This is a genomic window from Bacteroides acidifaciens (assembly GCF_024623065.1).
Lineage (GTDB): Bacteria > Bacteroidota > Bacteroidia > Bacteroidales > Bacteroidaceae > Bacteroides > Bacteroides acidifaciens.
This window is the reverse complement of the sequence record NZ_JANJZR010000024.1, coordinates 1-22,536: the sequence shown is the minus strand read 5'-3', so window position 1 is coordinate 22,536 and position 22,536 is coordinate 1. Positions and strand designations below refer to the sequence as shown.

The following is a 22,536-nucleotide window of genomic DNA, read 5'->3' as shown; positions in this document are numbered from 1 at the left end:
GTGTAGGTTTATAAAGTGAATGAAAGGGCTAATGACACACTTCGGGCAAACGGATAACTGGTTCCGCGCTCTTCTTTGATGGTAGACAGTCGGAAGATGTTGTTCATATAAGCATTGATGCGCATACCGCTGATGCCGAGCTTGCCGGCAAGCTGCGGGTCGAATTCGTAGCCGATTTGGAATGATTCGAGCGACAGGGTGTTTTCTTTCTGCACAAAGCGCGACGACATCGGGGTGTTGGTTGCATCGGCGATGTTCTTGAACTGCGCGATGTCGCCCGGTTTCTGCCAACGGTTGTACAGGGCGCGTTTGTCCTGGTTCTTGGTCAGTCCTGCCATTCCGATGTTTTCTACTTTCGAGTAGACGGCGTTGTTGAAGGTTTCGGCTCCCATACGGTAGCGGAAGGTTGCGCCGACGGTGAATCCCTTGTAGCCGAAGTTCGAACCGATGGTTCCTTCCGCGTTCGGGCGGGTGTTGCCTACGATTACCTCTTCGTCGTAAGAGAAGTCGTACGTATAGGTACCGTCTTTCTTGATAAACAGTTCGCGTCCGTTTGCCGGGTCGATACCTGCCGAGCGTACGGTCCAGATATCATCCGGGTCGGCACCGTCGTAGTAGCGTACGGTAGAGCGGCTTTGGCCGTATTTGTTCAGTTTTTCCAGAGCGTTGCCGATGCCGTCCAGCTTGCTGCTTGCCAGGCGAATTGTTCCACGTACCGACCAGGTGAGCCGTTTGTTGAAATCGCGGAAGATGTAGTATTGTGCGATACCGGTGAATCCTTTGGATATCTGCTTGCCGAGATTCGTGTTATAGGAAGTGAGACCGGCCGAAGAGGGCAGTCCGATACCGATAAGCAGAGGGTCTGTCGTTTTGTGGTAATAATCCAAGGTCAGCACCAGCCGGTTGTTGAACATGGTCAGGTCAAGACCGATATTCTTGTCGAGTGTGGTTTGCCATTTCAAGTCGTCGTTGCCCAGTTGGCTCAGTACGGAACTCAGCCCGAAATAGTTGTAGGCTGCATATGAGTAGCGGAAAGTGGTGAGCGACATGGACGAACTGTAGTTCATATTTCCGGGATTGCCGACAGAACCGCGAATCTTGAAGTAGTTGATAAAGCGCAGGTTGTCGCGGATGAATTTCTCGTTGTGTAGGTTCCATCCCAGTCCCACGGACCATGTGTTGATGTATTTCTTGTTCGATCCGAATACGGATGCACCGTTCACACGGTAGCTGACGTCCATCAGATAGCGGTCTAACAAGGAGTATCCGCCGGTCATATAGGCACTTACCGAGCGCGATACCGATTCGTAGTAACTGGGACGTCCGCCTTCCGTATATCCGTTGGAAAAAGAAGGATACGTAAAGTCGCCCGAAGGGAAGCCCGAAGCGGAGTATCCCTGCGTGAGCGATTTCTGTTCGGAGATATTGGCGCCGAGAGCTACATTGAAGCGGTGGGCTTCTTTCAGCACTTTCGCATAGATGGCGGTTGCTTCTCCTTCGTAGCGGGTCTGTTCCATTTCCGAGTGTCCGTAACTGCCTCGTTTCAGTATGTTCACCGTTTCGTAGCGGGTGTCGTCGGGCGAGATGAAGTTGTCGCCTTTGCTGTTAGTGTGCGTAAGTCCGAAGCGTGCGCGCAGTTTCAGGTCGGTGATGGGCGAGTATTCGGCAATCAGGAAGTTGGACAGCATCAGGTCTTTGCCTTCGTTACGGCTGTTTTGCGAGTCGTTGTAGAGCGGATTGCCGACAGCGCCCTCGATGCGGTTGTTGTCAAGCAGTTTGCTCACCTTTCCCTCCTCGTCGTATTTCTTGAAATAAGGATTGGCAGCGGCATATTCGCTGAATGAGACAATCGGATTGTCCGTTTTGGTCTGCTGTGCAGTGAATTTGTTGGTGAATTGCAGCCTGCCTACGCGATAGGTCAGGTCGATGTTGGCTCCCATTACGTCGCGTTGCGACTTTTTCATGACGCCCTCCACGCCATTGTAGTTGACTCCCAATCCGAAGAGAAAACCTTCCGAACCGCCGTCCACATACAACGAGTGGCGATGATTGATACCCGTGCGCAACGGTTCCGACAGCCAGTAAGTGTCTACTCCGCTTTGGATGTCTGCCAACCGTTTCTGGTAAATATTGTCGTAACTAATCATCTCCTCAATCGAATTGTTGGAGGTATATTTTCCCATCATCTGCTCAAACCGGAGTTTCTCTTCGGAATTCATCAGATTGTAGCTGCTCAGGTCGGGGAAGGACACATCCATCGAGCCGCTGTAGTTAAGCCTTAACTGTCCGGCTTTGGGTTTCACCGTCTCTACCACTACCACACCGTTGGCTGCTTTGGAACCGTAGATGGCTGTTGAGGCGGCGTCCTTCAAGATAGTCATGGAGGCAATGCGGTTGATGTCTAAGTTGTAGATGGCGGCGAGCGAAGATTCGAAACCGTCTAAGATGAAGAGAGGCTGGTTGGGATCTTCCGACAACTCGTCGCGCATACCCAACATACTCGATTTACCTCGGATTTCGATGTTGGGCAGACGGTTGGGGTCTGACCCGAACAGGTCGTTGTCGAGCACATTGAACGATGGGTCTAATGTTTTCAAGCTGGCTATCGGGTTCTGCACACCTACGGATTTCAGTTCCTCTCCCGAGAATGTGGCAGACGACCCCGTAAACGTATCTTTCTTTTTCGTCACGATACCCGTTACGACCACCTCTTTCAAGGCACTGTTGTCATCTTCCAGAATCACTTTGATGCTTTTTCCTGTGGTGGCACGTATCTCCTGCGGCTTTTTCCCGATGTAGGAGATAAGCAGGCGCACGCTTTCTTTGGTTCCGGCAAGTGTGAATACTCCGTCATTGTTGGTGACGGTTCCCGATTGGTTTTGCAGGTTGCGCACCGTAGCTCCGATAAGTGGAAGCCCGTCTGTGTCGTACACCACTCCCCGGATGATGTTTCCTTTGTTGGTTTTCGTCGACGTTTCGTTGATTTTTTTGTCTGCGTTTTGGGCTGTCAGTTGGACGGATAGCGCGCAGAACAAGAACAAAAGGAACAGCGTCCTACTTGTTCTTCGTAGTGTCGGATTGGTTTTCATAGTATTGCTTTTTACATATTGTAATAACTCTAAGTACAAAAGTAATATTTTGCATTTAAAATACAATAGGCTTCTATAAAAAAGCAAAAGAAACTTTATTAGGAAAACGTTTGTGAGAAAAGAAGAGAACTTGCAGGCTGCCTGGACGAAGGAAATTAGTAAGCAGCCCGGTATTTGCCTTCCTCTTTATCTTCCAGCATATTCAGATAAGAGGTGTAACGTGATTCGCTTATCAGGTGTTCTTCTACCGCTTTGCGCACAGCGCATCCCGGTTCGTGGCGATGGGTACAGTTATTGTATTTGCAGTCGGCGGAAATCTTGAATATTTCGGGGAAATAATGTCCGATTTCTTCCTCTTCCATATCGAATGTGCCGAAGCCTTTGATGCCTGGAGTATCGATGATATACCCGTCTCCGTCTACAGGAAACATTTCGGAGAAAGTAGTGGTATGCATTCCCTTGTTATGATAAGAGGATATTTCGCCGGTTTTAGCTTCTATTCCCGGCAGTATGGCGTTGATAAGCGTCGATTTACCTACTCCCGAATGACCGGAGAATAAAGTGATATTGCCTTCCAAAGACTTTTTAATCTCGTTTATCCCGTCGCCATTCTTGGCGGAAACCTTGAAACAGGGATATCCGATATGTGTGTATAAATTGATAAGTGCGTCCAAATAGCGTAGTTCGTCTTCATCGTAAGCGTCTATTTTGTTGAATATCAGTTTGACAGGAACCCGGTAGGCTTCTGCCGATGCAAGAAAACGGTCGATGAAGATAGTGGAAGTTTCGGGATAGTTGACGGTTATCACCAGCATGCACTGGTCGAGATTGGCGGCAAGAATGTGGGATTGTTTAGAAAGATTGGAAGAACGACGGATAATGTAGTTCTTCCTATCTTCTATTTCGTTGATGAAAGCAGTGCCTTCCTGATTGAGTATAATCTGAACACGGTCGCCCACCGCTACCGGATTGGTGCTACGGATACCTTTGAGTCGGAAATTACCTTTGATTTTACATTCGATAAGTTGCCCGTCATCGGTCTTTACCTGATACCAGCTACCTGTGTTTTTGATTACTAATCCCTTCATGAATGGAGAGTTCTCAACTTATACTGTCATTATTTCTTTGTCTTTTTCAGCCAGCATATCATCAATTTGTTTGATATACTTATCATGGATTTTTTGCAGTTTAGCTTCCGCATTCTTCTGCTCGTCTTCTGCCAATCCGTCTTTTACGGCTTTTTTCAATGCGTCGTTACCGTCACGGCGGGCGTTACGCACGCTTACTTTAGCCGTTTCGCCTTCGCTTTTACACTGTTTTGCCAGTTGTTTACGACGTTCTTCCGTCAAAGGCGGGATACCGATACGGATTATTTCACCGTTATTTTCGGGCATGATGCCGAGGTCGGAGTCGATAATTGCTTTTTCGATGACACGGAACATGCTTTTATCCCAGGGTTTGATGGCGATGCTGCGTGCATCGGGTGTGGTCACGGCTGCTACATTGCTGATAGGAACCATGCTTCCGTAAGAGTCTACACGGATACCGTCCAACAGTCGGGTACTCGCTTTTCCGGCGCGGATATGTGCCAGTGCTTCTTCCAGATACATGATCGCCATATCCATTTTTTCTTGTGCATTGTCAAGGCAAGTCTTTACGTCTACCATATTTTTCGATAATTAAAGTTGCTATTCGATTGATTAATTAGCAAAAGTATATTATTTTTTGTTCATCTGCAACAGCATACTCATCTTTTTTATGAGCGACTTGCCAATGATAATCAAGGTAACGGCGGTGATAATCATTAAAATACCTACCATTAACCGGGGCGTGAGTTTTTCGTGAAACAGAAGAACTCCGAAAAACAAAGCCGTCACAGGTTCCAAAGCGCCTAAGATGGCTGTCGGTGTAGAGCCTATATAATGGATAGCCAGTGCTGTGCATACCAATGATACGGCAGTAGGCAGAATAGCCAGTGCCAGTACGTCTGCCCAGAGCCATGCGGATGGTATGGCTTGCAGTTCCGTGCAGAAGTTCAGGCGGACAATATAAACTGAAAGCCCGAACAGAATAGCATAAAATGTGAGTTTTGTTGTCGGTAGGTTTTTCAGTGTCGAACGGTTCACACCTACTATATATATAGCATAGGAGAGTGAGGACAACAGGACAAAGATGATTCCTACGGTTGATAACGGCTTACCGCCATCTCCCTGATATAGCAATGCAATGCCCGAAAGTGCCAGCAGGATGGAAAATATGGTAATCGCTGAAATCTTTTCTTTGAAAAACGCTCCCATGATAACAGCTACCATCACTGGATAGACGAATAGAATCGTGGATGCGATTCCTGCGTCCATGTAGTTGTAGCTCATAAAAAGGAGTAAAGAAGAAAACGAGAACAACAATCCCATAATAACCAACGGCAGAATATCTGCTTTCTGAAGGGAGAAAGATTGATGTTGCATCTTCATCAGTATCCCTAATACAATGACAGCAAAAAAGTAACGGTAGAATAATACCGTATCGACACTCATGCCTGCTGCATAGAGCGGGAGCGCAAAAAGAGGATTCATACCGTAACTTGCGGCGGCAATCGCTCCATAGATAAAGCCTTTGGTTTTGCTGTTCATCGTTTTAAGTTTTTAAAATGGCGTGCAAAAGTACGCAGTTCGCACATGATAAACAAGCGTTTCCCCCGTTGATAGTATAATTTAATCTTTCGTATGCTGAAAACTAATCTTCTGCCTGCATAGAACTAAAATCATGCAGTTTGAGGATTAAAGGAGTGCAGGTGGAAGGATAGTCTTTAGGAATATAGGGGATAATTATATACAAAACAAGGCGGAGAATCCCCTAGAACGAGATTCTCCGCCTTGTTAAAGATGTATTGAAGGAATTAATCAGTTGTGTACAACTGTACCTATTTCTTCTCCGTCGATTACTTTTTTAAGGTTACCTACCGTATCCATGTCAAATACGACGATAGGCAGGTTGTTTTCTTTGCACATACAAGTCGCTGTCAAGTCCATTACTTTCAATCCGCGTTTCAGTACTTCATCGTATGTGATGTCGTCGAACTTGGTTGCAGTTGGATCCTTTTCAGGGTCAGCAGTATAAATGCCATCTACACGAGTACCTTTCAGCATTACATCTGCTTCGATTTCGATTCCTCTTAATGAAGAACCTGTGTCAGTAGTAAAGAAAGGATTTCCCGTTCCTGCGGACATGATGACAACCTCACCGTTTTCCATACATTCGATAGCTTTCCACTTGCTATAGAATTCACCGATAGGTTCCATGCGGACTGCTGTCAATACACGGGCTTTCACTCCGGCAGCTACCAGTGCCGAACTCAATGCCAGGCTATTGATAACAGTTGCCAACATCCCCATCTGGTCGCCTTTCACCCGGTCGAAACCTTTATTGGCTCCACTTAATCCACGGAAGATATTTCCACCACCGATAACGATGCCTATCTGCACGCCTTGTCCGTGGATTTCTTTGATTTGCTCTGCATATTCTGCCAGCCTTTTTTCGTCAATGCCGTATTGCTTTTCGCCCATCAGGCTCTCTCCGCTTAGTTTCAGCAAGATTCTTTTATACTTAGCCATATCTTTTGCTTTTTATTGTTTGCCGCAAATATAGAGATAATTTGTCATATAGCCTTATTGAGATACGATTACTTTTTTCATGATTCGTCTTCCCTGGAAGGTTTGTACAATTCCTCTCAATGAAAGATAAACAAGAAAAGCCAACCATAAAGCATGATTTCCCAAGAGAGAATGAAATGCGTAATATATTCCGAAAAAGCTGGCAGAAGCGATTAACATAGAGTAAAGCATCTGGCGGGTGGCAGTAGCACCGATAAAGACTCCATCCCACAGGAAGGCGGAGAAGCCTGCTAATGGAATAGCGAGTGCCCAATAAAAATAGGAGTCCGATGCATTGATTACGGAATCATTATTAGTCAGTAATCCCAAAAACTCCTTCCCGCCGGCAGAATATAGGATAGTGAATACCAGCGAAAGCCCGAATCCCCAATAGAAAAGGTGATGGACCGTACTGCGCAGACCTGTTTGATTTTTGGCACCGATATAACGTCCCGCCAATGCTTCACCGGCATAGGCAAAGCCGTCCATGATATAGGAAAAGAGCGTAAATAATTGCATGAGCAATGTGTTAACAGCCAATACGATTTCTCCTTGTGCGGCTCCGGCTGAAGTAAAGAACATGGTGACCATGACAAGGCAAAGCGTGCGGAAGAATATATCCCGGTTGACCTGGAAGAAGCGGTACATGGCTTGTTTCTGCCAGATGTCTTTCCATGCGATTCGTTTACGGAGCTTGCCGTAATAACGTATGTACAGCAGTGTTGCCATAATGAAACCTGCATATTGTGCGATAAGGGTTCCTGTGGCTACTCCTGCCACTTTCATGTCCAGCAGATAGACAAGACATAGACTGGCTGCGATATTGACGATATTTTGGGTGATGGCGATATACATCGGGAAACGTGAGTTCTGCATGCCGATAAACCAGCCTGCGAATCCATACAGCCCCAATATGGCAGGTGCTCCCCAAATGCAGATATAGAAATAGGTGGTTGCCAGTTGTTCAACTTCCGGAGTAGTCTGTATAAAAATGAATGCCAGTTTCAAGATAGGATACTGGAGTACTAGTAGGCAGACTGCTATGAATAAGCCGACGCCGACCGAGCGAAGCAATAGCCGGGTGATTTCATTAAGGTCATGCTGCCCGTAAGCTTGTGAAGTCATGCCACTCGTCCCCATACGCAGGAATCCGAAAATCCAATAGATAATATTGAATAACATTCCCCCTACGGCAATGGCTCCGATATACGCCGGAGCACCGAGATGACCTACTATGGTGACATCAATAAGTCCCAGTAGAGGAACGGTTATATTGGATATAATCGATGGTATGGCAATCTGTAATATTCGTCTGTTTTCAGAGGTTTGTTTTTTATCTATCATTTTATAGAAACACTTTTATCAAATCGATTGTTCTTTTTGTGCGCAAAGGTACATTTTTTATTTTTTTATTGTATCTTTGTGTGTCACGAACTAAATAGCAAATATTGGATTATGAGAGCCTTAACTATCTTCTTTTTATCATTGTTTTCGTTGCCGCTGATGCTCAATGCGCAGTCGGTGGATGAGATGTTGCAGAAAGTGTCTGCCGCTATCGAAGCCGGGCAGCACGGACAGGCTGTGAGCTATTTCCGGCAGACGATCAGCCTGAATATTGACCGCACGGAAATGTATTATTGGACGAGTGTGGACAAAAACAGTGAAATTAGCGTGAAGCTGGCAAATGAATTGGCGATTGCCTATAGAAAGAAGCGGAATTACGACAAGGCTTACCTGTTCTATAAAGAGTTACTTCAAAAGGCTCCCAATAATGTAGATTATCTTGAACCCTGTGCCGAAATGCAAGTTTATCGAGGACAAGAAAAGGATGCTCTGCGCCTGTATGAGAATATATTGCAATTGGACACAGACAACTTGGCTGCCAATATCTTTTTAGGGAATTACTATTATTTGATGGCTGAGCGGGAAAAGAAGCAGTTGGAGACTGACTATAAGAAAATATCATCGCCAACGAAAATGCAATATGCCCGGTATCGGGATGGATTGTCAAAAGTCTTTGCTACGGGATACGAAAAGGCACGGAGCTCTTTGCAGAAGGTTGTTTTAAGGTTTCCGTCGACTGAGGCTCAAAAGACGTTGGATAAGATATTGAGAATAGAGAAAGAGTTGAATCGATAGGCGATTCAACTCTTTCTCTAATTATATAAGTTTGTTATTTTATCATTCCTATATGTTTAATTTCCGGTTTTTTCAGTGGTTTACCGACTACCTTATTGATAGAACGTGTGGTAGACTTAATAAGATTTGTTCCTGTGATAAGACTTTCCGCTATAGCGTATAGTGGGTCCTCGCTAGTACCGAAATCACCATAACCTTCAAACATATTATTCCCGTTCGGGGCATCCTCATCTATTATATATTCCGGTTGGAATCCGTTTGCATAGTCACCATTTCCTTTGGCATTATATGATTGGAAAGTTATAGGGTATAGCTCGTACTTAGCTGCCGCTGTGTTAATTGTAATTCCTTCCATTCCAACATTTTTACCATGTGTGGTCATTCCGATTAGTTTAACGTCAATGCCAATCCCTTTTAATGAGTTGATAACTAATTCACTAGATGAGGCTGTGTTATTGCTAACGAGACAGTAAACGGTTGGTAAATTCAACGCACCGGCAGCAAGCGATGTATTGTTTAGATTTGCATATTTGCTATAGGCGAATTGTTCAGTAGGGCGTTGATTCCCAAGTACTTCCATGCGACTGCTATTGTAGCGATAAGAAGCGAAAGTTTTTCCGGCGCAAGCTTCCCCTGCAATACAACTAGCCATTAAATTGGCGGATATAACGTGTCCTCCTCCGTTATAACGGAGGTCTAAAATTAAATCGGTAATCGATTGATTATGGAAATTTTTAAAGGTATCAAAAAGTTCCTGGTCAAATCCTGCTTCAAAAGCGGAATATGCTAAGTAGCCGATTTTATGTAAGCCTATCTGTTTAACTTGAGAGAGAATTACCGGATTTGGATAAATCGGACCGGAATTAATATTATAAGTTTTTCCTTCGTAGTCTTTTACTTCCAATGATATTGACGAAGTGGGAATACGTAAATTGTAATAATAGTCAAACCAATTGTTTTCTGTCAATCTCTGACCATTGATTTGGGTAATCTTAGTTCCACGTTTTATTCCTGCTTGATGGGCGGAAGAACCGGGATGCACACCTTGAACGGCAAGAAATATATATGTTGAATTTGAAGTGCCACGATACGCTACAGGTAGCATATCAATAAAACCAAAATTGTATTGTAAGACTTTCTTTTCTATAGTGTTGCTACTGCGAGTTGGCTGTAAATCGGGGTCTAATTTTTGGATGAAAGAGAACAAGGCATAATATGATTGACCGGAATTATTAATATATACTTTTTTATCTAAAGTATTAGTAGTCATACTCATTAAGGTATTTTCTAGGAACTTATCATAGGATAGAGTGAAGTCCGGAGTTAATTTCTTATAATCGTCATTCCATAAATACATCTTTTTCAAGTATTCGTCTACTGCATAGTTGACTTCGTTATCTTCGTGTTCAGTGTTGCTGCTTAACTTTAAATTAATATAGGTTTCGGCAGAATAGCCATTTACCTTGATTGTGACAGTACCTTGCTGCTGAGAAGATTTGTTCGCAGTAATTTCCAATGTGTTTTCGCCTGAGTTGCCGGAATTTGCACTCAGTGTCAGAAATGTTGTAGAATTACTATTTGCCGTCCAACTGGAACGTGCATTAAAAGTAAACTTTAGTGTCTGTCCCTCAGAAATGGAATAAGTCTTGTCAGTGGACCAACTTTTTTCCTTTAACCCATTACCCTCTAATATAGTATCTTTGTCATCACTACAAGAAGCAATAATGCCTAATAAGATAATTAATATATTAAACGGTGCGATAAAAAGTCTTTTTTTCATAAGCGTAAATTCTTGCATTACTATATACAAACTTTCAAAGATAATGTTTTTAATCAGTCAGTCAATTATTTATTTCAATAAATATTCCACTTCCTTAAACATATATCCTCTTTTTGTCTGGCTCTCATCTTCCAAAATCAATCTTCCTTCGGGTTCTACACACACAATCCGTGCAAGGAACTCTCCGTCAGCATCTTTGTACCGATGCATCCCTTCCTTTCTGAAAAGCGATTTTTCATAGTGGGCAACAATTGATGAAGTATCATTCTTTTTAAGTTGATTATAATAAGACTGTATTCGCAGCATAATATTCTTCAATACCTCAAAAATATCATATTGCTTTCCTGTGATTTGGTACAATGAGACAGGATTGGGAGCCGGGCTGTGAAACTCTTCCTGGTTGATATTGATTCCGATTCCCGCAATACTTTGGCTGATATTCCGCCCCATCAAGTCGTTTTCTATCAATATGCCGCATATTTTCTTCTCTTTCCAGTAAATATCGTTCGGCCATTTGATAGAAACATCATTAGTATAAGTATCCAGTTCTTCTTTGATAGCTAAAGATATAATCTGAGAAATAAGAAACTGGCGGCGTGCTTCCAGAAACTCGGGAAGAAGCACAAAGCTGAAAAGGAGATTTTTGTACGGCTCCGATTCCCACGAATTTCCACGTTGTCCCCGTCCGGAAGTTTGGAAGTCGGCGACTACAGTCGTAAACTCTTCTATCTTTTCTTGGGCACACAGAGTTTGCAGATAGTTGTTGGTAGAGTTCGTTTCGCTGATATGAACCAATGGAACCGGAAATAATTCAGGGGAGAGCATCATATTCTGCACGTAGCTTTTTTGTAAACTTCTTGATTACTTCATCATAAGAGTGGTCTATCAGCTCTTTCATGAGTTTGTCATCTACATCACTGTCAAAGCGGACGCTATTCCAGTACTTCTTGTTGAAATGGTAAGCTCCTTCAATTCCGGAATAATGTTCGCGCAGTTCAATCGCCTTTTCCGGATCGCATTTTAATGAGATGTGATTTGCTTCTTCCAGGTCAATAAGAGCAAACATCTTGTTCATTACTTTTATAACAAGTGATACCTCATCAAAAGGAAAAGATTCGGTAGTTCCTTTCTTGTTTAAGCAATATTCTCTGACAGTTTCTACGTTCATAATAATTCAAATTTATAATAAATCAGTGTACACTTTGCACTTTTGGGTGTGAACTTTAGAATAAAGGCGGATAAAATGCCTCTTTCATATGCTCAATCTTAAAATCTCCATCGTTACCCACTACGGTAATAATATCGAAACGTACAGGGATGTCAATTTGAAATAGTTTCATATACGTATCCGCAGCGCGTACAGTACGTCTTATCTTGGGTAAATCAACGGCATCTTCCGGCTCTGCAAACTGAGTGTTGCTGCGTGTTTTCACTTCTGCTACAATCAATTCAAGGTCCTTTACAGCCACAATATCCAATTCCAAACGGCCTTTTCTCCAATTTCGGTCGCGGATGATATAGCCTTGCTGTTCCAGATAGGCTACTGCGGCATTTTCTCCGGCTTTACCCAATTCATTATGTTTCGCCATCTTTTTTTGCAAATTTACTGCTTTTATTCTTTGAATTTACAGAAGTAAAAGTAATTTTGCAGAAGATATGAGAAAAAGAAGTAAGAAGTGCCTGAAAATGCACGTCGAATGTACTAAAAGAGAACGACGGATGAGCATTTTGTTGAGCGATGAAGAGCAACTGATTGTAGATCGTTATCTTGAAAAGTACAAGATAACGAATAAGTCACGTTGGCTTCGCGAAACCATTCTCATGTTTATCCATAAGAATATGGAAGAAGATTATCCGACCCTTTTCGGTGAGCACGATATGAGACGATAGGGGATAGTTTATGATTAAAAATTAAAGAGAGTGCTGGACGATACTTATTTCATGAAACAGGCTTTGATAGAGGCACGTAAAGCTGCCGAGCGGGGAGAAGTGCCCGTAGGGGCTGTTGTGGTTTGTAAAGAGCGGATTATTGCGCGTGCCCACAATCTCACGGAAACATTGAATGATGTGACAGCCCATGCCGAAATGCAGGCGATTACTGCTGCAGCCAATGTTCTTGGTGGTAAATATCTCAATGAATGTACCCTGTATGTCACAGTTGAACCCTGTGTGATGTGTGCCGGAGCTATCGCCTGGGCACAAACGGGCAGACTCGTGTTTGGCGCCGAAGATGAGAAACGTGGCTATCAGAAATATGCCGGTTCGGCTCTGCATCCTAAAACAGTCGTTGTTAAAGGCTTGATGGCTGATGAGTGTGCTAAGCTTATGAAAGAGTTTTTTGCTGCGAAACGTTGATCATTTATTCCTTAATTTCCTCAAAGTCTACATACTCACCATCATCCTGCGTGAATATTTTCTTGTGTCTTCTTCCCGATACATTCTCTGAATATATTTCTTCTTCATTATCTGTTGGATTCTGGGGGCTCTGACCGTATTCCTGTTGTCCTGTAGCAGTACGTCCGGATTCGGCTTGTTTCGGACGAGATGATGACGACGAACGGCGACCGATCCCGAATATGGCTCTTAGCAAAAATCCGATAATCGAAAGACCAAATACGACAATGGCAATAATAAAGATAAGTATAAATAAAAGTATATGCATCGGGCTATGATTTTTACGTTGTAACTTTGATAAAACTCATAGTACAACAAACGTGCCAAGAGATTGTTTATTTACTTTTTCTTGTAAAAAGTGAAAGTAAAATATACCATACAATAATGGCCGCAAAGCTACTGATTCCCAGAAAAACAAGGAAAGGAATACAAATAATCAAGAAAATAAAACTGACTTTATTGTCAGCCCATGACAGATTTTTGAATTTCAGGGAAAACATAGGTATTTCTGATACCAGCAACCATGAAAACAGACAGACAAGTATAAAAAGATAGACAGGATGGCAGTTTTCGGAAACCAGCAAGTCATGTGCCCCTGCTACCAAAGAGCCCCAAAATAAAGCATTTGCGGGAACAGGAAGACCGACAAAAGAGCTTGTCTGCCGGGTATCATTATTGAACTTAGCCAAACGCAAAGCGGAGAATACGGAAATCAAAAATGCCGCATAAGGCAGATATGGAGCAATAAATTCCATACTTGCGGGATAGTACATCTCTTTAAACAAAGAGAATACAATCAGTGAAGGCGCCACACCGAAACTGACATCATCTGCCAACGAATCCAAGTCTTTTCCGATGATGGAATGTGCATTGAGCGTACGGGCCAACAGTCCGTCAAAGAAATCGAAAATGGCACTTAAGATAATGAAAAGCAATGCCAGCTCGTATTTTGCTTCAAAAGCCATGACGCAAGCAATACAACCGGAGAAAAGGTTCAGGCAGGTTACGGTATTCGGAATACTGTTTTTAATAACGTTTGTCATTGTGACAGAATTATTTGAGTTTTGCGATAACCGTTTGGTTACCGGTTGTTAATTGCCCCATGCTGACACATACTTCTGTGCCGATAGGCAAATATACATCCACGCGGGAGCCGAATTTGATGAATCCCATGTGTTCGTCGATATAACATTCTTCGCCTACTTCCGCGTAGGTTACGATACGGCGTGCTACAGCACCGGCAATTTGGCGTGTGAGTATTTCCACTCCTTCGGGAGTTTCAATCACTACCGTAGAACGTTCGTTTTCTGTGCTGGCTTTCGGAAGCCAGGCTTTCATAAAGTTGCCATTGTGGTGAGCCACCTTTTTGACGGTACCGTCCACCGGATACCAGTTGGCGTGAACATTCACAATGCTCATAAAGATAGAAATCATCAATCGGCGGTCGTGGAAATATTCGTTCTCATCGACTTCTTCGATAACAACGATTTTACCATCGGCAGGTGCCACGACTATTTTCTCGGTGTCCTGCCCGAAAAGACGGATCGGACAACGGAAGAAGTTCACCATTAGCAGATAGATTGCGATACTCGCTACTGCTACCACATAAAATGGAATTTTGCAATCGATTCCCCAATAAAGAGCTGCATTCATCAGTAGCAATAGCAAAAAGCTAGCCCATAATATATGTGTTCCTTCGCGGTGAATACGTATTTTCTTCAATTTTTTTAGTCGGCCCATGAGTGCTGTTTAATGATATTGTCTGCAAAAATATACTTAATTTAAAAAATCAGCAAGTAAATGAGCATAGAAATGTGAATGTTGATAACTTTTTGAGGATTATTTTTGTTTATAACTCAAGAGGTCGTACTTTTATGCCTTCAAATTAACTACTTATCATTATGCAGGATTTCGTTCATTTACATGTCCATACCCAGTATTCTCTCTTGGATGGTCAGGCAAGCGTGGCTCGTCTGGTCGATAAGGCGATGAAGAATGGAATGAAGGGTATTGCCGTGACCGATCATGGAAATATGTTCGGTATCAAGGAATTTACGAACTACGTCAATAAGAAGAATAGCGGTCCGAAAGGTGAAGTCAAGGACTTGAAAAAGCGGATAGCGGGAATTGAAGCCGGTACCATAGAGTGTGAGGACAAAGAAGCGGAGATTGCCGCTTGCAAAGCCAAGATAGTGGAAGCGGAAAACAAACTTTTCAAACCCATCATCGGTTGTGAAATGTATGTGGCGCGCCGCACAATGGATTTGAAAGAAGGAAAGCCAGACCAAAGCGGTTATCACTTGATTGTATTGGCTAAGAACGAAAAAGGCTATCATAACCTTATTAAATTAGTATCGCACGCGTGGACGCGCGGATATTATATGCGTCCGCGTACAGACCGCAGCGAACTCGAAAAGTATCATGAAGGACTGATTGTCTGCTCCGCCTGCCTCGGTGGTGAGATACCGAAACGGATTACTGCCGGACAATTTGCGGAAGCTGAAGAAGCTATACAATGGTATAAGAATTTGTTCGGTGATGATTTTTATCTTGAGATGCAGCGCCATAAGGCAACTGTTCCCCGTGCCAATCACGAATGTTACCCATTGCAGGTAAATGTGAACAAATACCTGATGGAATACGCTCAGAAGTTCAACATCAAGCTGGTTTGTACGAACGACGTCCACTTCGTGGATGAAGAAAATGCCGAAGCACATGACCGCCTGATTTGTTTGAGTACCGGTAAGGACCTGGATGATCCGAGCCGTATGCTTTACACCAAACAGGAATGGATGAAAACACGGGAGGAGATGAATGAGCTCTTTGCCGATGTGCCGGAAGCCTTGAGCAATACGTTGGAAATCCTCGACAAAGTAGAATATTACTCTATCGACCATGCGCCTATCATGCCTACTTTCGCTATTCCCGAAGATTTCGGGACGGAAGAGGGATATAGGGCTAAATATACGGAAAAAGACCTTTACGATGAGTTCACCCAAGATGAGCATGGTAATGTGGTGTTGAGTGAAGAAGAAGGGAAGGCAAAAATCAAACGTCTGGGTGGCTACGATAAACTTTATCGTATCAAACTCGAAGGAGACTATCTTGCCAAGCTGGCTTTTGACGGAGCGAAGCGGATATATGGCGAACCGTTGACCGAAGAAGTAAAGGAACGTATGAATTTCGAATTGTACATCATGAAGACGATGGGGTTCCCCGGATACTTCTTGATTGTGCAGGACTTTATCAATGCTGCCCGTAAAGAGTTGGGGGTATCCGTAGGGCCGGGGCGTGGTTCCGCTGCCGGTTCGGCAGTGGCATACTGCCTGGGCATTACGAAAATCGACCCTATCCAGTATGACTTGCTGTTCGAACGTTTCCTGAATCCTGACCGTATTTCATTGCCCGATATTGATGTGGACTTCGATGATGACGGTCGTGGTGAAGTGCTCCGATGGGTGACTAATAAATACGGGCAGGAAAAAGTGGCTCATATCATCACTTATGGTACGATGGCTACGAAATTGGCGATTAAGGACGTTGCCCGTGTGCAAAAACTTCCTCTCTCCGAATCCGACCGTCTGGCAAAATTAGTGCCGGACAAGATTCCCGACAAGAAGTTGAACTTGCGAAACGCCATCGAATATGTTCCCGAATTGCAGGCAGCCGAAGTATCGCCCGACCCATTGGTGAGAGATACGCTCAAATATGCCAAGATGCTTGAGGGTAACGTGCGCGGTACAGGTGTGCATGCATGTGGTACGATTATCTGCCGTGACGATATTACCGATTGGGTGCCGGTCAGCACCGCCGACGATAAGGAAACGGGTGAAAAGATGCTCGTCACCCAGTATGAAGGATCGGTCATTGAGGATACCGGACTGATTAAAATGGACTTTCTGGGACTGAAAACTTTGTCCATTATCAAGGAAGCTGTCGAAAATATCCGTCTGAGCCGTAGCATCGAAGTAGATGTGGATATGATAGATATCAACGACCCTGCTACCTATAAGTTATACAGTGATGGTCGTACGATTGGTACATTCCAGTTTGAATCTGCCGGTATGCAGAAGTACTTGCGCGAATTGCAGCCTTCCACATTCGAAGATTTGATTGCCATGAATGCCCTCTATCGTCCGGGACCGATGGATTATATTCCTGACTTCATTGACCGTAAACATGGTCGTAAGCCGATTGAATATGATATTCCGATAATGGAGAAATACCTGAAAGATACGTATGGTATTACAGTCTATCAGGAGCAGGTGATGCTTTTGTCACGTCTGTTGGCGGACTTTACTCGTGGCGAATCTGATGCTCTTCGTAAAGCAATGGGTAAGAAGCTGCGTGACAAGCTGGATCACATGAAACCTAAATTTATCGAAGGCGGACGAAAGAACGGACATGACCCGAAAGTCCTCGAAAAGATTTGGACGGACTGGGAAAAGTTTGCGTCCTATGCGTTCAATAAATCGCATGCTACCTGTTATTCATGGGTTGCTTATCAAACGGCTTATCTGAAAGCGAACTATCCTGCCGAATATATGGCGGCTGTCATGAGCCGAAGTTTGTCGAATATTACTGATATCACGAAACTGATGGACGAATGTAAGGCAATGGGTATCCAGACACTTGGCCCGGATGTGAATGAGAGTAATCTGAAATTTACTGTAAACCATGACGGTAATATCCGTTTCGGACTTGGTGCGGTGAAGGGGGTAGGCGAAGCCGCTGTGCAAAGCATTATGGAAGAGCGTGAAAAGAATGGGCCTTTTGCCGGAATTTTCGACTTTGTGCAACGTGTCAACTTGAATGCCTGCAACAAGAAGAACATGGAATGTCTCGCATTGGCCGGTGGCTTTGATAGTTTCCCGGAATTGAAACGTGAGCAATATTTTGCAGTCAACTCCAAAGGGGAGGTATTCCTGGAAACTCTGATGCGTTATGGAAATCGTTACCAGGCAGATAAGATGGCTGCTGTCAACTCCTTGTTCGGTGGTGAGAATGTGATTGATGTGGCAACTCCTGAAATTCCCCAGGGAGTGGAACGTTGGAGCGATCTTGACCGTCTGAACCGGGAGCGCGACCTGGTCGGTATCTATCTTTCCGCTCATCCGTTGGATGAATTCTCTATTGTATTGGAACATGTCTGCAATACTCGTATGGCTGATTTGGAAGATAAAGCTGCATTAGCCGGTCGTGAAATAACAATGGGCGGCATTGTGACCAGTGTTCGCCGTGGAATCAGTAAGAATGGAAATCCTTATGGCATCGCCAAGATAGAGGACTATTCCGGTTCTACCGAAATCCCATTCTGGGGAAATGACTGGGTGACTTATCAGGGGTATCTCAACGAGGGTACTTTTTTATATATCAAAGCCCGTTGCCAGGCAAAACAATGGCGGCAGGATGAACTGGAAGTGAAGATAACCTCTATGGAACTTTTACCGGACGTAAAAGAAGCATTGGTGCAGAAGATAACAATCGTTATTCCATTGTCTGTATTGAACTCTGCGCTGGTCACAGAACTTGCAACGTTGACGAAAGACCATCCGGGCAATACGGAGCTTTATTTCAAAGTGACGGATGATGCTGATATAAACCATATGTCGGTCGATTTGATTTCCCGTCCGATCAAGCTTTCGGTAGGCCGTGAATTAATTACTTATTTAAAAGACCGTCCCGAACTTGGATTCCATATAAATTGATTATATTTGTGGCGTAAATGCCCGGCGAAATAATTTTTAATAATTAATACTTAATACTTAAAGAAAATGGCTTTAGAAATTACAGACAGCAACTATAAGGAAATCCTTGCAGAAGGCAAGCCGGTTGTTGTAGATTTTTGGGCTCCCTGGTGTGGCCCTTGTAAAATGGTGGCTCCTATTATTGAAGAATTGGCTACGGAGTTTGAAGGACAGGTTATTATCGGTAAATGTGATGTAGACGAAAACAGTGATTTGCCTGCAGAATATGGTATCCGTAACATTCCTACCGTACTGTTTTTCAAGAATGGTGAGATTGTAGACAAGCAGGTAGGTGCCGTAGGCAAACCTGTATTTGTAGAAAAAGTGAAGAAACTGCTCTAAGCGGTAATACTTGAAACTTATCACTTAATACTTAAATAATCATGGGACTGGAAGAAGATTTTTTTATGGCAGATGCTGACGACGAAAAGACTGTCGAGTTTATTAAGAACTATCTGCCTCAGGAACTGAAAGAGAAATTCGTGGACGACGAGTTGTACTACTTCATCGACTTGATCGACGAATATTATGCTGAAAGTGGTATTCTCGATGCTCAGCCCGATGACGACGGTTATGTTAACATCGACTTGGAAGAGGTTGTGGCTTACATTGTGAAAGAAGCTAAGAGTGACGGACAAGGAGAATACGATCCTGAAGAGATTCTTTTCGTGGTTCAGGGAGAGATGGAATACGGAAACTCTCTGGGACAAGTGGACTAAACGACGTCCGGTCTCATTGTAGATGATAAAAATGAAGAAAAAGTCCGAAAGATAATATTCGTTCGGGCTTTTTTTGAATCATTTTGCAACCTTAAATATGACAATACTAATGAAAGCTAGGCAAATTTGGTGGGTATTTCTTCTTTTGTTGGTATCCTGCGTTTCTACGGTTAATAAGCCTCACTCGTCTCTGTTGCATGCAGATTCTTTGATATGTGCAGGCCGTTCGGATAGTGCTTTGTCGTTGCTAGAGTCTGTGGAATCTTCACTTTTTACGACTGAATTGTCAAGAGCGTGGTATGCTTTGCTATTGACACAAGCCAAAGATAAGAACTATGTGCCTCATACGGATGATTCGTTGATTCGTATAGCGGTTGATTATTTTGATACTACGGATGATATGCTTCAACGGGCTAAGGCGCATTATTATTGGGGACGTGTGTTTCAAGACAAGGAAGAGGTGGAAAATACCGTTCGTGAGTTTCTGACAGTATCGGCGTTGCTAGAGAAAACAGACAATTATGAGTTGAGTATATTGCTAAAAAATAACTTAGGACTTCTGTTTTGGGAACATAGTCTATCCAAAGAAGCTGATTCACTATACAGGCAGTCGGTGGAGTTGGCAGAAGCTCATCACGACACTTTACGTTTGGCTATTGCTCTTGTACATCGTGCGGATATATGTATGGAGAAAGGTAAAGAATATTATGCTGATGCGGATACAATAATGAATCGGGCTTTGAAATTAGTTGATGGAATTGATGATGAGCACGTAAAATCCATTGTGTTTAGCTCTTTAAGTTATCTTTGTGATTATCAGGAACGGCTGCAAGATGTTATTTTCTATGCGCATCAGGGACTTAGATATACCTCGGATAGTTCTGCGAAGAAAGGCTATTATCTTGTTTTGGGAAGTGCATATTCTCGATTGACGAATTATGATTCTGCCACAATTTATCTGAAACGCAGTTTGGATACGGATAGTTATTATACCCGGGCAAGTGCATGTATGAGGTTGTCGGAAGTGGCAGCAGCATTGGGGGATAAAGACAACGCCTTGAAATATGAAACTCTTTATGGCGTATATAAAGATTCCATGAAAATGGTGGAACGGCCTACAGTGGTGGTTTCTTCTCTGAAGAATGTATTGCATGGTCAGTCAGTGAGTCGTTATGAATCTTCTTTAGTTCAATATCGTTATTATTTGTTATTGATTGGAGGGTTGCTGTTAGTCTTTGTTTGTTTTTATTTATATAAACGAAAGCGAAGACATGCGGAGATTGTGAAATTGCAAGCGAAGCATCAAAACTTATATATAAGTATAGAATCTTTGCAGAAGGAATTATTTGAAAAAAAAATCGAAATAGATAATTTGCAGAAAAACTATCAGCAACTAAAGACAGATACAGGTCAAAAAGAACAACAAGAAGGGTGTCTTCGGGAATTATTGGGAGAATATCATCGGATGCAGGAGAATTTGGAGAAACAACTTAATGAAAAAAATGAAGAAGTAATAAAATTAAGACGTTTGAATCTTAAATCCGTTCTGGCTTCATCTCCGGTTTATATAAAACTACTTGAACTCTGTAAACATAACAGACTGAATCCTGATGAAAAGCGAATGTTTTCTTCCGAAGAATGGAATATGTTATTACAAGAAATAGATATTGCATCATTAGGGTTTGTTGAACGCTTGCAAAAGAAATATGAATTTTTGTTAGAAGATGATATTCATTTTTGCTGTCTTGTAAAGTTGGAGTTTAAATATTCGGATATTGCATTCATTTGGGGATGTTTAGATGTAGCTGTATATAAAAGGAGTAACTCTGTTCTGAAAAGAATGGGAGTATCTGCTACTAAAAAGAGTGAGTTGATTAATATACTGAACCGAATTTGACTTGCTAACTTATTTCATAAAGCAATAAATGATGGTTTTAGCTTATGTTAACATAATGCTATAATGAATTTCCGATGCAGAACTTTCATATTTGTGCTGTTAAAACATTAAACAGATAATATTATGAAAAAACTATTATTTTTATTCCTTTTGGGAATACTCCCCTTGAATTTTATAGTAGGTAATGCTGGCTGCTATAGTACACAAAATAATAATGTGTATTTAGTGCATAATCAGAGAACAATAATTCTTAAAGGGAAAAAAGAAAATAAAACATCTCGAACTCTAAAGATTTATCCAGTAGAGGCGTTTCTTGAAAACAAAGTATTGTCTCTCAATTTTCTTTCTGAATTGCCGAGTGTAGTTGTCACTGTTACTAATGTAGAAACAAATAATGTTGTTAGTCAAGATATTTTTACTTCGTATATAGGGACTTTATCTATAGATTTAAGTACGGAAGAGATGGGAAACTATAAAATAGAGATTGTTGCGGGAGAGTATGAATTAACTGGTGACTTTGTCCTTGAATGAAATTTAGTATTCTCTTATATTTAATAAAGAACTTTATCTGTAGTAATGGATATTTGGTAAACTTCTAAAAATGCAACAGAATATGATTAGTAAAATTATTGAACCCAAAATTTTATCGTTGATTACAACAGAAAAGTGTACTGCAGCTTGTCATAATTGTTGTTTTCAGTGTAGCCCGCGATTGAAACAAAGAATGTCATTGGAAGATATGAAATTTCTGATAGATGAAGTGATTAAAGATTTTCCAATGATTTTAGCCTGTGTTTTTACAGGTGGTGAATGTACAACATTGGGAACAGATCTGCATCAAATAATCAATTATGCAGCTATAAATAACCTAAAGTGTAGAATCGTTACTAACGGACACTGGGCTGTATCTGAATCTCGGGCATTATTATTCCTTAAACAACTAAAAGATGCAGGTTTGCATGAATTAAATTTAAGTACGGGTGATGAACATCAGAAATGGATTCCCTATGATCGAATAGTATATGCTTGTCAGGCAGCTGTAAAATTAGAGCCTGTTTAAATTCTCTTCAGTCATAATCTTATAGCTGATATTTTAACTTACCCCGGCTCTTCTTGTCGCG

Annotated in this window: 22 protein-coding genes; 9 read left to right on the top strand and 13 right to left on the bottom strand. The window is 42.5% G+C overall.

Annotated features, from left to right (window positions below; translation table 11 throughout):
* Nucleotides 1-8: 8 nt before the first annotated feature.
* From NSB03_RS09325 to NSB03_RS09300, 6 genes are all read right to left on the bottom strand, one after another.
* Entirely contained in the window at nucleotides 9-3,089 is a 3,081-nt protein-coding gene (locus NSB03_RS09325; protein WP_121766053.1) for a SusC/RagA family TonB-linked outer membrane protein, read from the bottom strand.
* Between the two features lie 155 nt (nucleotides 3,090-3,244).
* Nucleotides 3,245-4,177, bottom strand: a complete 933-nt coding sequence (gene rsgA, locus NSB03_RS09320) for a ribosome small subunit-dependent GTPase A (RefSeq protein WP_024986922.1) — start codon at nucleotides 4,175-4,177, stop codon at nucleotides 3,245-3,247.
* Nucleotides 4,178-4,195: 18 nt separating this feature from the next.
* Nucleotides 4,196-4,756: a ribosome recycling factor gene (frr, locus tag NSB03_RS09315; RefSeq protein ID WP_024986921.1), complete on the bottom strand. Its 561-nt coding sequence runs from the start codon at nucleotides 4,754-4,756 to the stop codon at nucleotides 4,196-4,198.
* A gap of 51 nt (nucleotides 4,757-4,807) precedes the next feature.
* The gene (locus NSB03_RS09310) at nucleotides 4,808-5,719 is read right to left on the bottom strand and encodes an EamA family transporter (protein ID WP_136014344.1); all 912 of its coding nucleotides are present in this window, start codon (nucleotides 5,717-5,719) and stop codon (nucleotides 4,808-4,810) included.
* A gap of 270 nt (nucleotides 5,720-5,989) precedes the next feature.
* Nucleotides 5,990-6,700: a UMP kinase gene (gene pyrH, locus NSB03_RS09305; protein ID WP_024986920.1), complete on the bottom strand. Its 711-nt coding sequence runs from the start codon at nucleotides 6,698-6,700 to the stop codon at nucleotides 5,990-5,992.
* Between the two features lie 54 nt (nucleotides 6,701-6,754).
* Nucleotides 6,755-8,083, bottom strand: coding sequence for an MATE family efflux transporter (locus NSB03_RS09300; protein ID WP_024986919.1), 1,329 nt, complete (start codon nucleotides 8,081-8,083; stop codon nucleotides 6,755-6,757).
* 111 nt (nucleotides 8,084-8,194) lie between these two features.
* Between NSB03_RS09300 and NSB03_RS09295 the strand changes: the two genes are divergently transcribed.
* Nucleotides 8,195-8,878 (top strand): tetratricopeptide repeat protein, encoded by a 684-nt coding sequence (locus tag NSB03_RS09295; protein WP_257466348.1) that lies wholly within the window; start codon nucleotides 8,195-8,197, stop codon nucleotides 8,876-8,878.
* Nucleotides 8,879-8,912: 34 nt separating this feature from the next.
* On the opposite strand, the gene NSB03_RS09290 is transcribed toward NSB03_RS09295, so the two are convergent.
* The 4 genes from NSB03_RS09290 to NSB03_RS09275 all read right to left on the bottom strand — a co-directional run bounded on the left by NSB03_RS09290 (nucleotide 8,913) and on the right by NSB03_RS09275 (nucleotide 12,247).
* A complete protein-coding gene (locus tag NSB03_RS09290; RefSeq protein WP_257466347.1) occupies nucleotides 8,913-10,658 on the bottom strand; it encodes a S41 family peptidase in 1,746 nt (581 codons plus the stop codon).
* A gap of 69 nt (nucleotides 10,659-10,727) precedes the next feature.
* Complete coding sequence (locus tag NSB03_RS09285) at nucleotides 10,728-11,486, bottom strand: biotin--[acetyl-CoA-carboxylase] ligase (RefSeq protein ID WP_024986918.1); 759 nt, start codon at nucleotides 11,484-11,486, stop codon at nucleotides 10,728-10,730.
* Nucleotides 11,470-11,826, bottom strand: coding sequence for an MmcQ/YjbR family DNA-binding protein (locus tag NSB03_RS09280; protein ID WP_024986917.1), 357 nt, complete (start codon nucleotides 11,824-11,826; stop codon nucleotides 11,470-11,472). The genes NSB03_RS09285 and NSB03_RS09280 overlap by 17 nt, the downstream gene beginning before the upstream one ends.
* Nucleotides 11,827-11,881: 55 nt before the next feature.
* Nucleotides 11,882-12,247 (bottom strand): YraN family protein, encoded by a 366-nt coding sequence (locus NSB03_RS09275; protein ID WP_024986916.1) that lies wholly within the window; start codon nucleotides 12,245-12,247, stop codon nucleotides 11,882-11,884.
* 67 nt (nucleotides 12,248-12,314) lie between these two features.
* On the opposite strand from NSB03_RS09275, the gene NSB03_RS09270 reads away from it, so the two are divergent.
* Entirely contained in the window at nucleotides 12,315-12,548 is a 234-nt protein-coding gene (locus NSB03_RS09270; RefSeq protein ID WP_004299215.1) for a hypothetical protein, read from the top strand.
* A gap of 30 nt (nucleotides 12,549-12,578) precedes the next feature.
* Nucleotides 12,579-13,013, top strand: a complete 435-nt coding sequence (locus NSB03_RS09265) for a nucleoside deaminase (protein WP_118219189.1) — start codon at nucleotides 12,579-12,581, stop codon at nucleotides 13,011-13,013.
* 4 nt (nucleotides 13,014-13,017) lie between these two features.
* On the opposite strand, the gene NSB03_RS09260 is transcribed toward NSB03_RS09265, so the two are convergent.
* From NSB03_RS09260 to NSB03_RS09250, 3 genes are all read right to left on the bottom strand, one after another.
* A complete protein-coding gene (locus NSB03_RS09260; protein ID WP_024986915.1) occupies nucleotides 13,018-13,320 on the bottom strand; it encodes a DUF4834 family protein in 303 nt (100 codons plus the stop codon).
* A gap of 67 nt (nucleotides 13,321-13,387) precedes the next feature.
* On the bottom strand, nucleotides 13,388-14,095 hold the full coding sequence (pssA, locus tag NSB03_RS09255; protein ID WP_024986914.1) for a CDP-diacylglycerol--serine O-phosphatidyltransferase: 708 nt from the start codon (nucleotides 14,093-14,095) through the stop codon (nucleotides 13,388-13,390).
* Between the two features lie 10 nt (nucleotides 14,096-14,105).
* On the bottom strand, nucleotides 14,106-14,792 hold the full coding sequence (locus NSB03_RS09250) for a phosphatidylserine decarboxylase family protein (RefSeq protein ID WP_024986913.1): 687 nt from the start codon (nucleotides 14,790-14,792) through the stop codon (nucleotides 14,106-14,108).
* Between the two features lie 161 nt (nucleotides 14,793-14,953).
* On the opposite strand from NSB03_RS09250, the gene dnaE reads away from it, so the two are divergent.
* From dnaE to NSB03_RS09220, 6 genes are all read left to right on the top strand, one after another.
* On the top strand, nucleotides 14,954-18,760 hold the full coding sequence (dnaE, locus tag NSB03_RS09245; protein WP_136014279.1) for a DNA polymerase III subunit alpha: 3,807 nt from the start codon (nucleotides 14,954-14,956) through the stop codon (nucleotides 18,758-18,760).
* 66 nt (nucleotides 18,761-18,826) lie between these two features.
* Nucleotides 18,827-19,141: a thioredoxin gene (gene trxA, locus NSB03_RS09240; protein ID WP_022140338.1), complete on the top strand. Its 315-nt coding sequence runs from the start codon at nucleotides 18,827-18,829 to the stop codon at nucleotides 19,139-19,141.
* A gap of 41 nt (nucleotides 19,142-19,182) precedes the next feature.
* The gene (locus NSB03_RS09235; protein WP_024986912.1) at nucleotides 19,183-19,518 is read left to right on the top strand and encodes a hypothetical protein; all 336 of its coding nucleotides are present in this window, start codon (nucleotides 19,183-19,185) and stop codon (nucleotides 19,516-19,518) included.
* 109 nt (nucleotides 19,519-19,627) lie between these two features.
* Nucleotides 19,628-21,415 carry a tetratricopeptide repeat protein gene (locus NSB03_RS09230; protein WP_024986911.1) on the top strand — a complete coding sequence of 596 codons (1,788 nt, stop codon included), beginning with the start codon at nucleotides 19,628-19,630 and terminating at the stop codon, nucleotides 21,413-21,415.
* Between the two features lie 123 nt (nucleotides 21,416-21,538).
* Nucleotides 21,539-21,946 (top strand): DUF3244 domain-containing protein, encoded by a 408-nt coding sequence (locus NSB03_RS09225; protein WP_024986910.1) that lies wholly within the window; start codon nucleotides 21,539-21,541, stop codon nucleotides 21,944-21,946.
* A gap of 82 nt (nucleotides 21,947-22,028) precedes the next feature.
* On the top strand, nucleotides 22,029-22,475 hold the full coding sequence (locus NSB03_RS09220) for a radical SAM protein (protein WP_135035618.1): 447 nt from the start codon (nucleotides 22,029-22,031) through the stop codon (nucleotides 22,473-22,475).
* Nucleotides 22,476-22,536: the final 61 nt, after the last annotated feature.